This is a genomic window from Phenylobacterium sp. FG114 (genome assembly GCF_057809855.1).
Genome location: NZ_JBMDKU010000006.1, coordinates 109,077 through 122,713, shown reverse-complemented (window position 1 = coordinate 122,713; position 13,637 = coordinate 109,077). Strand labels below are relative to the sequence as shown.

General features: G+C 69.9%; 11 protein-coding genes. 8 read left to right on the top strand and 3 right to left on the bottom strand.

Annotated features, from left to right (window positions below; genetic code table 11):
* Positions 1-65: 65 nt before the first annotated feature.
* The 4 genes from ACODSY_RS11995 to ACODSY_RS11980 all read left to right on the top strand — a co-directional run bounded on the left by ACODSY_RS11995 (position 66) and on the right by ACODSY_RS11980 (position 3,839).
* Positions 66-1,637: an efflux RND transporter periplasmic adaptor subunit gene (locus tag ACODSY_RS11995; RefSeq protein WP_488951979.1), complete on the top strand. Its 1,572-nt coding sequence runs from the start codon at positions 66-68 to the stop codon at positions 1,635-1,637.
* 4 nt (positions 1,638-1,641) lie between these two features.
* Complete coding sequence (locus ACODSY_RS11990) at positions 1,642-2,325, top strand: ABC transporter ATP-binding protein (protein WP_488951978.1); 684 nt, start codon at positions 1,642-1,644, stop codon at positions 2,323-2,325.
* A complete protein-coding gene (locus tag ACODSY_RS11985) occupies positions 2,322-3,548 on the top strand; it encodes an ABC transporter permease (RefSeq protein WP_488951977.1) in 1,227 nt (408 codons plus the stop codon). The genes ACODSY_RS11990 and ACODSY_RS11985 overlap by 4 nt, the downstream gene beginning before the upstream one ends.
* Positions 3,549-3,626: 78 nt before the next feature.
* Positions 3,627-3,839 carry a con-10 family general stress protein gene (locus ACODSY_RS11980; RefSeq protein WP_068876748.1) on the top strand — a complete coding sequence of 71 codons (213 nt, stop codon included), beginning with the start codon at positions 3,627-3,629 and terminating at the stop codon, positions 3,837-3,839.
* Between the two features lie 80 nt (positions 3,840-3,919).
* On the opposite strand, the gene egtB is transcribed toward ACODSY_RS11980, so the two are convergent.
* Entirely contained in the window at positions 3,920-6,139 is a 2,220-nt protein-coding gene (gene egtB, locus ACODSY_RS11975; RefSeq protein ID WP_488951976.1) for an ergothioneine biosynthesis protein EgtB, read from the bottom strand.
* 259 nt (positions 6,140-6,398) lie between these two features.
* On the opposite strand from egtB, the gene ACODSY_RS11970 reads away from it, so the two are divergent.
* Positions 6,399-6,938: a sigma-70 family RNA polymerase sigma factor gene (locus tag ACODSY_RS11970; RefSeq protein WP_488951975.1), complete on the top strand. Its 540-nt coding sequence runs from the start codon at positions 6,399-6,401 to the stop codon at positions 6,936-6,938.
* A 198-nt stretch (positions 6,939-7,136) separates the two neighbouring features.
* Positions 7,137-7,325 carry a hypothetical protein gene (locus ACODSY_RS11965; RefSeq protein ID WP_488951974.1) on the top strand — a complete coding sequence of 63 codons (189 nt, stop codon included), beginning with the start codon at positions 7,137-7,139 and terminating at the stop codon, positions 7,323-7,325.
* A gap of 66 nt (positions 7,326-7,391) precedes the next feature.
* On the opposite strand, the gene ACODSY_RS11960 is transcribed toward ACODSY_RS11965, so the two are convergent.
* Positions 7,392-9,131, bottom strand: coding sequence for a CocE/NonD family hydrolase (locus ACODSY_RS11960; protein ID WP_488951973.1), 1,740 nt, complete (start codon positions 9,129-9,131; stop codon positions 7,392-7,394).
* Positions 9,132-9,249: 118 nt separating this feature from the next.
* On the opposite strand from ACODSY_RS11960, the gene kynU reads away from it, so the two are divergent.
* Complete coding sequence (gene kynU, locus ACODSY_RS11955; RefSeq protein ID WP_488951972.1) at positions 9,250-10,476, top strand: kynureninase; 1,227 nt, start codon at positions 9,250-9,252, stop codon at positions 10,474-10,476.
* A gap of 156 nt (positions 10,477-10,632) precedes the next feature.
* A complete protein-coding gene (locus tag ACODSY_RS11950; protein WP_488951971.1) occupies positions 10,633-12,192 on the top strand; it encodes a long-chain-fatty-acid--CoA ligase in 1,560 nt (519 codons plus the stop codon).
* Here ACODSY_RS11950 and ACODSY_RS11945 read toward each other — a convergent pair.
* On the bottom strand, positions 12,189-13,637 hold the full coding sequence (locus ACODSY_RS11945) for an MFS transporter (protein WP_488951970.1): 1,449 nt from the start codon (positions 13,635-13,637) through the stop codon (positions 12,189-12,191). The two genes, ACODSY_RS11950 and ACODSY_RS11945, sit on opposite strands and share 4 nt — an antisense overlap.

Sequence of the window (13,637 nt, the reverse complement as noted above, 5' to 3'; positions counted from 1 at the left end):
ATCCGCAAAGCGGGTCTGGCCTAGTCACTGCGGGTTCATCCGGACCCGCGGATACTTGGGACGACATGAGCCTGAACCCGACCACCCGCCGTCGCCGTTTGGCTATTCCCCGCGCCGCCTGGATCACCTTGGCGGTCGTCGGCCTGATCGTGGCGGCGATCGTTGGCTGGAACCTGCGGCCCAAGCCCGACAAGGATCCCTATCGGTTCGGCGAGGTGGAGCGCGGCGACATCACCCGATCGGTCTCGGCCTCCGGCAGCCTGCAGGCCCTGGTCACCGTGGACGTCGGTTCGCAGATCTCCGGACAGGTGACCAAGGTGCTGGCCGACTTCAACGACGAAGTGAAGGCGGGACAGACGCTGGCGATCCTCGACCCGCAGACCTACCAGTCGCGCGTCGCCCAGGGGCAGGCCGACATCCAGGCGGGCCAGGCGGCGGTGCGCCAGGCGCAGGCCACGCTGGACAACGCCCAGGCCGACTACAATCGCAAGAAGACGCTGGTGGACCAGGGCTGGTACGCCGCCACGACGCTGGACCAGGCGACGGCGGCGCTGAAGACAGCGCGGGCCAACGTGGCCGCCGCGGCCGCGCGCGTGACCCAGAGCCGGGCCGCCCTGCGCAGCCAGCAGGTCGACCTGGGCCGCACGACCATCGTCTCGCCCATCGACGGCATCGTGGTCGACCGCAAGGTGGAGCCCGGCAACACGGTGGCCGCCAGCCTGCAGGCGCCGGTGCTGTTCACCATCGCCCAGGACCTGTCGAAGGTGGAGGTGAAGATCTCGGTGGACGAGGCCGACGTGGGCTCGCTGCGGGAGGGCCAGATGGTGCGCTTCACCGTCGACGCGTTCCCGGACGACACCTACGAGGGCGTCCTGACCCAGGTGCGCAAGCAGCCGACGACCGACCAGAACGTGGTCAGCTACACGGTGATCGCCGAGGCGGACAACCCGCGGCGCAAGCTGCTGCCCGGCATGACGGCCAACGCCGACATCATCATCGACACGCGCCGCGACGTCGTGAAGGTCCCCGTGCAGGCGCTGCGCTGGACGCCGCCCTCGGACGGCCGCAGCAGCGGCGCCCGCGGCGGCGGCAATGTGACGGCCGGGAGTCCGGGCCTCGGCGGCGGCGGCGGTCGCCAGGGCGGCGCGCGACAGGGCGGCGGCATGGCCGGGCGGCTGGTCGAGCAACTGGACCTCGACGCCCGCCAGCAGAAGGCCTGGGAGCCGATCCAGGCCGAGCTGCGCACCAAGATCCAGGCGGCCCGCGCCTCGGCGGCGGGCGAGCCGGGCGCGATGCGCGAGGCCATGGCCAAGCCGACCTCCGAGGCGCTGGCCAAGCTCGAACCCCTGCTGCGCCCCGACCAGAAGGCCAAGCTGACCGCCCTGCGCGCCACCCTGACCCAGGGCCGCGGCGGCGGGATGCGCGCCGGGACGGTCTACGTGTTGCGCGACAAGAAGCCCGTCCCGATCTCGGTGCGCGTGGGCGCCACGGATGGCTCGTACACCGAGATCGTCAGCCGCGAGCTGAAGCCCGGCGACCAGGTGATCGTCGGCGGCGGGCCTCGGCCCAAGGCCCAGCTCGGCAGCCCGATGGGCGGGCCGCCCGGCGCGGGCGGCGGCGTGCGGGTGCGGATGTAGGCCGGTGATCGACATCCGAGACCTGCGCAAGGTCTACATCATGGGCGACGAGGAGGTCGCCGCCCTGGCGGGGGTCAGCCTGCACATCGACCGCGGCGAGTACGTCGCGGTGATCGGGCCCTCCGGCTCGGGCAAGTCGACCCTGATGAACATCCTGGGCGGGCTGGATCGCCCGACGTCCGGGACCTATGGCTTCGAGGGCGAGGACGTGGCCGGGTTCAGCGACGACGAACTGGCCGACTTCCGGCGTCGCCGGATCGGGTTCGTCTTCCAGTCCTTCCAGCTGCTGCCCCGCCTGACGGCCCTGCAGAACGTCGAACTGCCGATGATCTACGCCGGCGTGGAGCCGAAGGCTCGCCGGGCGCGCGCGGCGGAACTGCTCGAACGCGTCGGCCTGGGATCGCGGATCGGACACCGCCCCACGCAGCTCTCGGGCGGCCAGCAGCAGCGCGTGGCGATCGCCCGCAGCCTCGCCAACCGGCCCGACCTCCTGCTGGCAGACGAACCCACCGGTGCGCTCGACACCCAGACCGGCGAGGACGTGCTGGCGCTGTTCGAGGAGCTGAACGCCGGCGGACTCACCCTGGCGATCGTCACGCACGACCCGGAAGTCGCCGACATGGCGCATCGCCGCGTGGCCTTCCGCGACGGCCTGATCGTTTCGGACGAACGGGGGCGCAGGTCGTGAAGTGGTTCGAACTGGTCCGGTTCGCTGTCGGCGCGATCGTCGCCCACCCGATGCGCAGCGTGCTGACCTCGCTGGGGGTGGTGATCGGCGTGGCGGCCGTGGTGATGATGACGTCCATCGGCATGGGCGCGCAGCAACGGGTGACGAGCGCCATCGCGGGCCTGGGCTCGAACCTGATCATCGTGACGCCCAACTTCCAGCGCGGCCCGGTGAACCAGGCGGCCGGCGGCGGCTTCTCGCTGCGCGACGGCGACGCGACGGCCATCGCCAAGCAGGTGGAGAACGTGGCCGCCGTCGCGCCGCTGGTGCGCGGCCAGGCCCAACTCGCCGCGGACGGCGCCAACTGGAACACCCAGATCCAAGGGGTCACGCCCGACTACCTGATCGCCCGCGACCTGAAGATCGCCTCTGGGCGCATGTTCGACGAGAGCGAGGCGCGCCAGGGCCGCAAGGTCCTGGTGGTGGGTCCCACCGTGGCGCGGCAGCTGTGGGGCGACGGCGACCCCATTGGCCGGCGCGTGCGTGTGCGGACCGTGCCCTTCGAGGTGATCGGGGTGCTAGAGTCCAAGGGCCAGGCAGGCTTCGGCCAGGACCAGGACGACGTGGTGCTGGGGCCACTGAGCGCCGTGCGCTCCCGCATCGCCGGTCGTCGCAGTCGCGGGGACAGCGTGCAGACCATCTATGTGAAGGCCGCCGACGAGGAGAGCCTGGACCGCGTCCAGGAAGACGTGACCAACCTGCTCCGCGACCAGCACAAGATCCGCCCGGGCGAGGACGACGATTTCCAGACCCAGAACATGGCCTCGATCCTCGAGGCCAGCCAGGCCGCGGTGGGCACGTTCACCGTGCTGCTGGCGGCGGTGGCGGGCGTGTCGCTCGTGGTGGGCGGCGTAGGCATCATGAACATCATGCTGGTCGCCGTCACCGAACGGACCCGCGAGATCGGCCTGCGGATGGCGCTCGGGGCCAAGCGCAGCCACGTGCTGATCCAGTTCGCGCTGGAGAGCGTCGCCCTGTCGCTGGTGGGCGGGCTGATCGGCCTGGCGATCGGGGTGCTAGGGGCCTTCGCGATCGCCAAGCTGGGCGACTGGCCCGCCGCCGTGCCCACCTGGGCGGGCCCGCTGGCGTTGGGATTCTCGGTCGTGGTCGGGCTGGTGTTCGGCGCCTATCCCTCATGGCGCGCGGCCCGTCTGGACCCCATCGAGGCGCTTCGCCGCGAATAAGTCTCAACGCTTAACGCAACCTTGGCCCTGCCTCGGGGGTTAGCCTCACCGCAAGCCCTACCCGAGGAGACCCACTCGATGCCCACCGTCGACACCGGCAAGCCCCGCGCCCGTCGTGGCTTTGCCGCCATGAACCCCGAACGCCGCCGCGAGATCGCCCGCAAGGGCGGAGCCAGCGTGCCGAGCGAGAAGCGCAGTTTCGCCAAGGACCGCGACCTGGCCGCCCAGGCCGGCCGTAAGGGTGGCGAAGCCTCGCGCGGCGGCGGCCGCACCCGCGGTCGCGAAAGCTAAGGTTTCCCCTCACCCCCCCGAGATCGGAAATCAACGGACGCCCTCACCGGCGTCCGTTTTCCGTTGCGCGCCACGCCGCCTCAGGCCCGGAGAAGCACCATCCCGAACGCGGGGTCTTCACTGACCCAGCGCTGCTCCAGCTTCCACCCCGCCTCGGCGGCCAGGGTCGAGATCCGTTCGATCGTGAACTTGTAGGAATTCTCGGTGTGGATCGTTTCGCCCTCGGCGAAGCGGAAGGTCTGGCCGGCGGCGTGGACCACCTGGTCCTTCAGGCTGACCAGGTGCATCTCCATCCGGCTTTCCGCTGCGTTCCAGACGGCGCGGTGGGCGAAGGCGGCGAGGTCGAAATCGCCGGCGAGCTCGCGGTTGATGCGTTTCAGCAGGTTCTTGTTGAAGGCCGCGGTGACGCCCTGTGCGTCGTCGTAGGCGGCCACGAGGGTTCGCTCGTCCTTCACGAGGTCGAGGCCGACGAGGAAGGCCGCGCCCTCGCCCAGCAGCCGGCGGGCGCCGACCAGGAAGGCGCGAGCCTCGTGCGGGGTGAAGTTGCCGATCGTGGAGCCGGGGAAGAAGCCCACGACCGGACGGCCGTCGGTCTCCTCGGGCAGCCGCAGGGCGTTGGTGAAATCGTCACGCAGCGGGGCGACGGTGAGGTTGGGATAGTCGGCCCGGATCGCCTTCGCCGCACCCTCCAGCGCCGAGGCGCTGATGTCGATGGGCGCGTAGACGGCGATCTGCGGAGCGGCGTCCAGCACGATGCGGGTCTTGGTGCTGGCGCCCGAGCCGAACTCGACCAGCGCGGCGCCGTCAGGGATGTGGCGCGAGATCTCGGCCGCCGCATCCTTCAGCAGGGCGACCTCGGTCCGCGTCGGATAGTATTCGGGCAGTTCGGTAATCGCCTCGAACAGCTCCGAGCCCTCGGCGTCGTAGAAGTGCTTGGGCGGCATCGACTTGTGCGGCTTCGACAGCCCGGCGATGACGTCGACCTCCAGGTCGGACGGCTCTCGCGCGCCCTCGCCCGCGCCGTCCAACGCCAGCCGCAGGCCCGAGAACATCCAGCGCTGGTGCGGATAGAAGAAGTTGCGGTAGCTGGGGCGCGCGTGGCCGGCCGGGGTGACGCAAGCGCCGCCGCGCAGGACGAACTGGCCCGACATGAACTTGCCGTTGTACTCGCCCACCGCGCCGGCGGCGGTCCGGAAGCCCGGATAAGGCAGATAGGCGCTGCGGGTCCATTCCCAGAGGTCGCCGAACATTTGGCGCAGGCCCTGGCCCTCTGGCGCCGTCTGGGCGGCCAGTCGGCCTGAGCTCACGAAATTCCCCTCCACCGGGACGGATGCGGCCGCGTGCTCCCACTCGGCTTCGGTCGGCAGTCGCGCCCCGGCCCATGAGACATAGGCTTCCGCCTCGTAGTAGCTCAGGTGGCTGACCGGCTGGGCGGGATCCAGCGGCCGCAGACCCGAAAGGCCCATGACCCGCCAGCCCTCTGGCGCTTCGCGCCAATAGACCGGGGCCTGCCAGCCCTCCTCGCGAACCAGCGCCCAGCCCTCGGAGAGCCAGAACTCAGGCCGCGCGTAACCGCCGTCAGCCATGAAGGCCAGCCACTCACCGTTGGTGACGAGGCGGTCGGCCAGGCGGAACGGCTCGAGCCAGACGCGGTGTCGTGGGCCCTCGTTGTCGAAGGCGAAGCCCTGGCCGTCGTGGCCGATCTCGACGAGACCGCCCGCGAAGCCGACGTAGCCCAGGGGCGCGGCCGGTTCGGGCGGCGCGGCACGCGGCGGGGCGAAAGCGGGCGACAGCGGCGATTGGGCGAACAGGTGCAGGATGTCCATCAGGATCAGCTCCTGATGCTGCTCCTCGTGCGCCAAGCCCAGGTTCAACAGGTCGGAGAGTTCTCCGGCTCCGTCGGCGAGCAAGGCGGCCATCCCCGCATCGACATGCGCGCGATAGGCCAGGACGTCGGCGATCGAGGGCCGGGTGACCAAGCCCCGGGCCGGCCGCGGCTGCCGCGGGCCGACCGCCTCATAGTAAGAGTTGAACAGATAGCCGAAGCGCGGATCGAAGACCCTGTAGTTCGCCAGGTGCGGCGTGAGCATGAAGGTCTCGAAGAACCAGGTGGTGTGCGCCAGGTGCCACTTCGTCGGGCTGGCGTCGGGCATCGACTGGGCGCCCATGTCCTCCGGCGTCAGCGAGCGGGTCAGGCCCTCCGACGCGCGCCGCACGGCGCGATAGCGGGCGAGGTCGTCAGCCGCGCTCGCCTGCGCTGCAGGCCGCACGCGGTCCTGTGGGCGGTCGGTGCTGCGCATGAAATTCCCCCTCGTCGGCCGCGAGCTTGGGCCGGACTGCCGCCAGCGAATGTGGGGACGAAACCGGAACACCACAATGGGCGCGTTGTATGCAGAAAGCACATCGACGCCCGCTTCAAACGCCGAGAGCTGTCGCCGGTTCCGAAAATCGCCCTATGTTGCCTGGAACCGTCCTCGGGAGGCGGCGTTCAACCCCTGCTGGTGGCAGGCGCATTGGTTCCGACTGCGGGGTGTCGGTGCGTATTTGATTGGGGATGGGATGGACTCCACCGCGAGTTGGCGCGACGAGGTCGTGGGCCTCATTCCCGCGCTGAGGGCGTTCGCCTGGTCGTTGAGTCACAACGGTTCGGACGCCGACGATCTCGTGCAGGACACGCTGATCAAGGCCTGGTCGAACCGAGACAAGTTCGAGCCCGGCACCAACCTACGCGCGTGGCTGTTCACGATCCTGCGCAACACCTACTACACGAGCGTCCTGCGTCGGCGTCGCGAGGTGCGCGACGAACTTGGCGAATACGCCAGCACCCTGACCTCCGCCCCTACCCAGGACTGGAGCGTGGCCATGCGCGCGCTGCAGGCCGCCCTGCAGCAGCTCCCCGACGAACACCGCGAGGCGCTTATCCTGGTCGGGGCGGCTGGCCTTTCCTACGAGGAAGCGGCCGAAATCTGCGGGTGCGCGCTGGGCACCATCAAGAGCCGGGTCAACCGGGCGCGGGCGCGGCTCCTGAAGATCATGGACGCCGACCACCCCACGGACGTCATGGCTCTGGAGACGATGGCGGTGATGGGTTCGGCTTAGGCGGTTCGAAAGCGTCGAGCTGATCCACGACCCACCGAATGTGTTCGGGGACCGGCCGCGACTCCAGCGCGCGGAACATCCCCGTCAGCGCCGTGGCGAGCACGGCGGCCTCGTCTTCCTGATCCGTCACGAGTATATCCCTGTTCCCTGAACAAGCTTAGCGCCGGAACGGCCGCGACGCACGTCCGTTGAGGTGCGATGGTGACACACGATCCCAAGGACCCGCCCGGCGGGCACGGCGAGGGCGAGCGGGAGCCCTGGGACCGCGAACGCTACGGCTCACGCGAGGACGAGGATCGCACCGACTACGGATCCGGCTGGGACCGTGAGACCCAGGAATACGGCGAGGGCCAGGACGACGAGCCCGGCGCTTCGGAAGAAGACTGATTTCCCCGCCCTGCCCGTCGTGGACCGGGCGCCCCGGCCCACGACGATGTCGGAGGGCTGACGCGGCTATTTCACGTCAACAGGATAGATCACGGGCAGGACGATGGCCGTGGGATGGGCCTCGTCCATGTAGATCGTGTTGACGGCCACCCGCGGCTTCAGCTTGCCGAGCGTCGGCGCCTCGCCCGTGTTCGGATTGACCTCAAAGCGAGGTGCGTTGGACGAGCTGATATGCAGCGCGATCCGGTGCCCCTTCTCGAAGGTAATGGCCGTGGGCCAGAGGTCGATGGTCAGCTTCTCGGGCGCACCGGGGGTCATCATCCGGATGTCCTCCGGCAGACGGCCGCCCCGGAACTTGGCTCGCACCGGCGCATCCAGCACCAAGGCCTCGTAGCCGTCCGGATAGACATCCACCAGCTTGGCGACGAAGTCGGTGTCGGGGCCGTCGGTGGCGGCGTAGAGCTCGACCTTCACCGGCCCGGCGATGGCCACGTCCTTGTCCAGCACTGGCGTCTGGAAGCGCAGATAGTCCTGGCGCTGGCCCACCTGGCGCTGGTCCTCCGGACCCCTTTCGAAGGTGAGGTTGGCGCCGCCGAAGGTCTTCACCGGGTCGGCCGGATCGAACCGGTAGCTCACCTTGCTGTCTTGGACCGCCGGCGGCTTGGTCGATAGGCCCTTGTCGGCCGCGGGGTAGTAGCGGACTTCGCGATAGGCCGGGGGCCAGTTGGCGGAGGTGAGCATCCGGTTCTTGGGCGAGTAGGCGTCCTTCTTCGCGCCGGCCATCATGAAGTACTGGACCGGCGGCTCGTCCATGATCCCGTTGTCCTGGCCCTTCAGCCAGTAGTCGAACCAGCGGATCTCCTGGTCGCCGCCAAGGGTCAGCCGGTCGCTGCCGGGATAGGCGAGATCGCCCGAGAGCTGGCCGTGGCCGAAGGGGCCCATCAGCAGCTTCTGGTTACCCCGCGCGCCCTTGGCGCCCTGGTTCTGCAGATACTCGAAGTTGTCGACCGTGCCGCCGTTGAAGATGTCGTACCAGCCGCCGACGTTGTAGATCGGGATCTCGATGTACTTGCGGTTCGTGGTCATCGCCACGCGGTTCCAGCTCACATCGTCCAGCGAGCGGGCGCGCGTCTTGTCCAAGGTGTCCTGCGGGACGCCCTGTTGGGTCAGCCAGCCGATGGTGTCCTTCTCCTTCAGCACCCCGCCGGGGTAGCTGTACGAGAGCCGGTCGGCCGGCGCGACCACGACATAGGCCGCCTTCAGGTGCGGCGGAGCGGCCAGCGCGGCCGAGTTGGCGGTGATGCCCAGGGCCGAGCCGCCGGTCATACCGACCTTGCCGTTGCTCCAGGGCTGGGTTCCCGCCCATTCCACCGCGTCGTAGCCGTCCTCGATGTCGTTCTCGAAGGCCTGGTAGAAGCCCTGCGAGCGGCCCTTCCCGCGCACGTCCTGGACCACAAAGACGTAGCCCGCGTCGGTGTAGCGCTTGGCCTGCTTGGCCAGGTTCTCGCGGTTCTTGACGCCTTTGGGATCCTTCTCCGGGTCGATCCGGCCGTCCTTGAGATAGGGCGTGCGGGCCAGCACCACCGGCCAGGGGCCGTTGCCCGCCGGCTTGTAGACGTTGGCCGCAAGCTTCACGCCGTCGCGCAGGACCATCGTCTCCTCGGCCGCGCCGGGCGGTAGGCCGGGCCACTTCTCGGCTTTCGCGGTCGCCGCAGGCTTCCTCTGCGCCAGGGCCGGCTCGACCGACCCGCCCGCCAGAATCAGCGCGGCCGTCGAGGCCAGCGCCAGCTTACGCCAGTGGTTCATGGAAACTCCCTGTCCCTCGCGGGTCTTCGCGCCCGCCATCCCGATTGTTCGAACCCATCTAAGCATGGCCGCGGACCGCCGTCCTTTCGGATGCGAAATCCAAGGGCTAAGACGCGCCATGGACCGCAGAGACGCCGAAGCCCTGGACGCCGACGATTCGCTGGCGCGATTCCGTGACGCCTTCGAACTGCCGCCGGGGATCATCTACCTGGACGGCAATTCCCTGGGCCCCCTGCCCCGCGCCGCCGTCGAGCGGACCGAGCACGCGGTGCGAAACGAGTGGGGCCAGGGGCTGATCACCAGCTGGAACGCGGCCGGCTGGATCGAAGCGCCTCAGCGGTTGGGCGGCAAGCTGGCGCGGCTGATCGGCGCCAAGGCGTCGGAGGTGATCGTGGCGGACTCGACCTCGGTGAACCTCTTCAAGCTGGCGGCCGGCGCGCTGACGCTGCAGCCCGGACGGCGGACCCTGGTGATCGAAAGCGGCAACTTCCCGACCGACGTCTATGTGCTGGAGGGCCTGTGCGCCATGACCGGCGCGACGCTGAAGGTCGTCCCGCCGGAAGAGGTCCTCGCCGCCATCGACGAGGACACCGCCGCCGTCGTCCTGACCCACGTGAACTACAAGACCGCCGCGCGCTGGGACATGGCCGGCGTCACCGCCGCGGCGCAGGCCAAGGGCGCCCTGATGCTCTGGGACCTGTGCCACACGGCCGGCGCGGTGGCCTGCGACCTGAACGGCGTGGGCGCGGACCTGGCCGTGGGCTGCACCTACAAGTACCTGAACGGCGGACCCGGCGCGCCGGCCTTCGTGTTCGTCGCCGAGCGTCACCAGGCGGCCATCCGCTCGCCGCTGTCGGGCTGGATGGGCCACGCCGCGCCCTTTGCCTTCGAGGACCGCTACCGGCCCGCCGCCGACATCCGCACCCTGCTGTGCGGCACGCCGCCGATCCTGGGGCTTTCCGCTCTGGAGGCCGGGCTGGACCTGCAGCTCGAGGCCGACGCGGCGCTCGTCGAGGCCAAGGGCCGGTCCCTGTGCCGGCTGTTCATCGAGCTGGTCGAGACGCGTTGCGCGGGCCATGGCCTGCGGCTCACGGGGCCGCGCGACATGGTCCAGCGCGGCCTGCACGTCTCGTTCGCCCACCCGGACGCTTATGCCGTCGTCCAGGCCCTGATCGCTCGGGGGGTGATCGGGGACTTCCGCGATCCGGACATCGCCCGCTTCGGCTTCTCGCCGCTCTACCTCAGCCACGCCGAGGTCTGGGACGCCGTGGAAATCCTGCGCCACGTGCTGGAGACACGCGCCCATGAGGCCGTCGAATACAGAACGCGTTCGGCCGTCACCTAGCGTCAGGTTTGTTGACAGACGGACGATCGGATAGACCGAAACCCGGACGGGCGGCAAAGCCCGCCCCGACGCTTCTCCGGAAGCGCCGGAATAATTAAAACGGATGCTTGAGCCGTCGTCGTCTAACGATGGATCAGGGGAGCGAACCGACCTCACATGACCGACGACCCCATCAAGACGCTGACCGACATCGCCACGGTTCACGGCCGCGAGCGTGGCGACAAGGTCGCGGTGCATTTCGAGGGTCGCGACCTGACCTATGCCGAGCTGGACCGGCGCTCGGACCAGGTGGCCGGACTGCTGCAGGCGGCGGGCGTGAAGCCGGGCGACCGGGTGGCGTGGCTGGGTCGTCCTTCCGAGGCCTGGTACGAGATCTTCTTCGGCGTGGCCAAGGCCCGGGCCTGTTTCGCGCCGATCAATTCGCGGCTGGCCGTTCCCGAGATCGCGTTCATCCTCAAGGACTCCAGCGCCAGCGTCTTCTTCGTCACCCCGGAGTTCTTCGATTGCGCGGCGACCGTGGCCGAGCACGCCGGACGGCCGGTGAAGGTGATCGCCGTCGGCGGCGAGCATCCGGTGTTCGAGAACTACGCGGCCCTGCGCGACGCCGCGCCGGCGCCGAAGCTGGAACGGCCGCAGTCCAGCGACGACGTGCTGCAGCTCTATACCTCGGGCACGACGGGCCTGCCCAAGGGCGTGCGGCTATCGAACGCCAACTACGAGGCGTTCCTCAAGCTGCGCCACCTAGTCGACGGGTTTTCGTACGCGGCTGACGACACGGTGCTGATCCTGATGCCCATGTTCCACGTGGCGGGCACCAACATCAGCTTCTCCGGCCTCGCGGCCGGCGGGCGGATCGTGCTGCAGGCCGACTTCGCGCCGGCCAATGTGCTGAAGGCCTTCGGCGAGGAGCGCGTGGCGCACGTCTTCCTGGCGCCGGTGATGATCAATGCGCTGCTGCAGACGCCGGGCGTCGAGGACGCCGACTTCTCCAGCCTGAAGACCGTTTCGTACGGCGCCTCGCCCATTTCGGAGGCGGTGCTGGCCAAGGCGACCGAGACCTTCGGCTGCGGCTTCATCCAGTTCTACGGCATGACCGAGACCACTGGGGCGGGCACGACCCTGGCGCCCCGCGAGCACGCGGGCGAGCTCCTACGGTCGTGCGGCCGACCCTGGACGACGCTGGAGACGCGGATCGCGGACGAACAAGGCAACGAGGTCCCGCAGGGCGAAATCGGCGAGATCGAGATCCGCGGGCCGATCGTCATGGCGGGCTACTGGAACCGCCCGGAGGCCACCGCCGAGACGATCCGGCCGGACGGCTGGCTGCGCACCGGCGACGCCGGCTTCATGGACAATGACGGCTTCTTCTTCGTCCACGACCGGGTGAAGGACATGATCGTGTCGGGGGGCGAGAACGTCTACCCGGCCGAGGTGGAGAACGCGATCCTGGGCTGCCCCGGCGTGGCGGACGCCGCCGTGATCGGCGTGCCCGACGACCGCTGGGGCGAGGCGGTGAAGGCCATCGTCGTTAGGGCGGCCGGCCAGGATCCCGACCCGGCGGCGATCATCGCCTATGCCCGGGAGCGGATCGCCGCCTACAAGGCGCCGAAGACGGTGGACTTCATCGACGCCCTGCCCCGCAATCCTTCCGGCAAGGTGCTGCGCCGCGAACTGCGCAAGCCCTACTGGGAAGGCCGCGACCGAAAGGTGGGCTAGGGCCCGGCGGCGACATCGGCCTCGCGATCCAGCGGCTCGGGCCGCGGGCGCGGGGCGAGCTTCAGGCGCGAGAGGCTGACCGCCGCGGCGAGCAGCGCCAGAACGGCGGCCGTCGCGAGCGCCGTCGTCGTCGCGTGCGTCCCCGCGATGTGAAAGAAGACCGCGGTCGTCACCGCCCCGCCCGTCTGCCCCAGGAGGCGCGCCGTCGCCAGCGCGCCGCCGGCCGCCCCGCTGCGGTGCATGGGGGCGGAGGTGACCATGGCCCGGTTGTTGGGCGCCTGGAAGAAGCCGAAGCCCAGGCCGCACAGCGCCATCCGCCAGGCGATGTCCAGGTTGGACGCGCCCGGCTGGATCAGCGAAAGCGCGAACAGGCCCGCGGCGAACACGGTCAGGCCGATCCCGCCCAGCGCGCCGGCCCGGTAGCGATCGGCCAGCCGGCCCGCGAGCGGCGCGGCCACGCCCACCGCCAGCGGCCAGGGCGTCATCAGGAAGCCGGTTTCGACCGCGCTGCGGCCCAGCACGGTCTGGAAGTAGAAGGGCAGGCCCACGAAGGCCATCATCTGGGCGGCGAACGAGACGATCGAGGTGGCGATCGACAGGCCGAAGATCGGGATCCGCAGCAGGTCGAACGGCACCAGCGGCGCCTCGCGGCCGAGCTCCCGGCGCACCAGGAAGGCGGCGGCGACGACGCCTACCCCCAGCTTCCAAACCCCGGCCGTCAGCCCCTCCCGCGCCAGGCTCTCGGCCCCGGTGATCAGGAAGCCGAAGGCCAGGGCGTTCAGGACCGCCGAAATCCAATCGAACGGCCGCGACGAGCCCACGGTGCGCGGCAGGGCGCGGGCGGCGATGAAGATGGCCACGAGGCCGATCGGCACGTTGATCGCGAACAGCCACTCCCAGGTGGCCCGCGCCAGGATCGCGGCGGCGACCGTGGGACCGACGGCGGCGGCCACCGAGATCACCAGGGCGTTCAGCCCGATGCCGCGGCCGAGCAGGCGCTTGGGATAGGTGAACCGCACCAGCGCCGAGTTGATGCTCATGATCCCGCCCGCGCCGAGGCCTTGCAACACGCGCGCGGCGGTGAGCTGCTCCAACGTCTGCGACAGGGCGCAGCCCAGCGAGCCGAGGGTGAAGACCGCCAAGCCCACCATATAGACCCGCCGGTAGCCTAGCCGGTCGCCCAGGGCCGCCAGCGGCAGGAGGGTGACGGTGATGGCGAGCTGATAGGCGTTGACGATCCAGATCGACGAGGCGGCGCTGGCGTTCAACTCGCGGGCGATGGTGGGCAGGGCCACGTTGGCGATGGCCCCGTCCAGCACCGACATCGTCATCGCCAGCCAGATCGCCGCCACCGACCAGTAGCGGCGCGGGATCGGCAGGCCATCGGGCGCGCCGATCGCATGGGCGTCGGTGTCGGGCACGGCGACCGCCGGGGGCTGTGGCAT

Bases quoted from the DNA above. Each gene is read 5' to 3' on its own strand.
- ACODSY_RS11995 (WP_488951979.1), top strand. From the start codon at position 66: ATGAGCCTGAACCCGACCACCCGCCGTCGCCGTTTGGCTATTCCCCGC.
- ACODSY_RS11980 (WP_068876748.1), top strand. From the start codon at position 3,627: ATGCCCACCGTCGACACCGGCAAGCCCCGCGCCCGTCGTGGCTTTGCC.
- egtB (WP_488951976.1), bottom strand. From the start codon at position 6,139: ATGCGCAGCACCGACCGCCCACAGGACCGCGTGCGGCCTGCAGCGCAG.
- ACODSY_RS11970 (WP_488951975.1), top strand. From the start codon at position 6,399: ATGGACTCCACCGCGAGTTGGCGCGACGAGGTCGTGGGCCTCATTCCC.
- ACODSY_RS11965 (WP_488951974.1), top strand. From the start codon at position 7,137: ATGGTGACACACGATCCCAAGGACCCGCCCGGCGGGCACGGCGAGGGC.
- ACODSY_RS11960 (WP_488951973.1), bottom strand. From the start codon at position 9,131: ATGAACCACTGGCGTAAGCTGGCGCTGGCCTCGACGGCCGCGCTGATT.
- kynU (WP_488951972.1), top strand. From the start codon at position 9,250: ATGGACCGCAGAGACGCCGAAGCCCTGGACGCCGACGATTCGCTGGCG.
- ACODSY_RS11950 (WP_488951971.1), top strand. From the start codon at position 10,633: ATGACCGACGACCCCATCAAGACGCTGACCGACATCGCCACGGTTCAC.
- ACODSY_RS11945 (WP_488951970.1), bottom strand. From the start codon at position 13,637: ATGCCACAGCCCCCGGCGGTCGCCGTGCCCGACACCGACGCCCATGCG.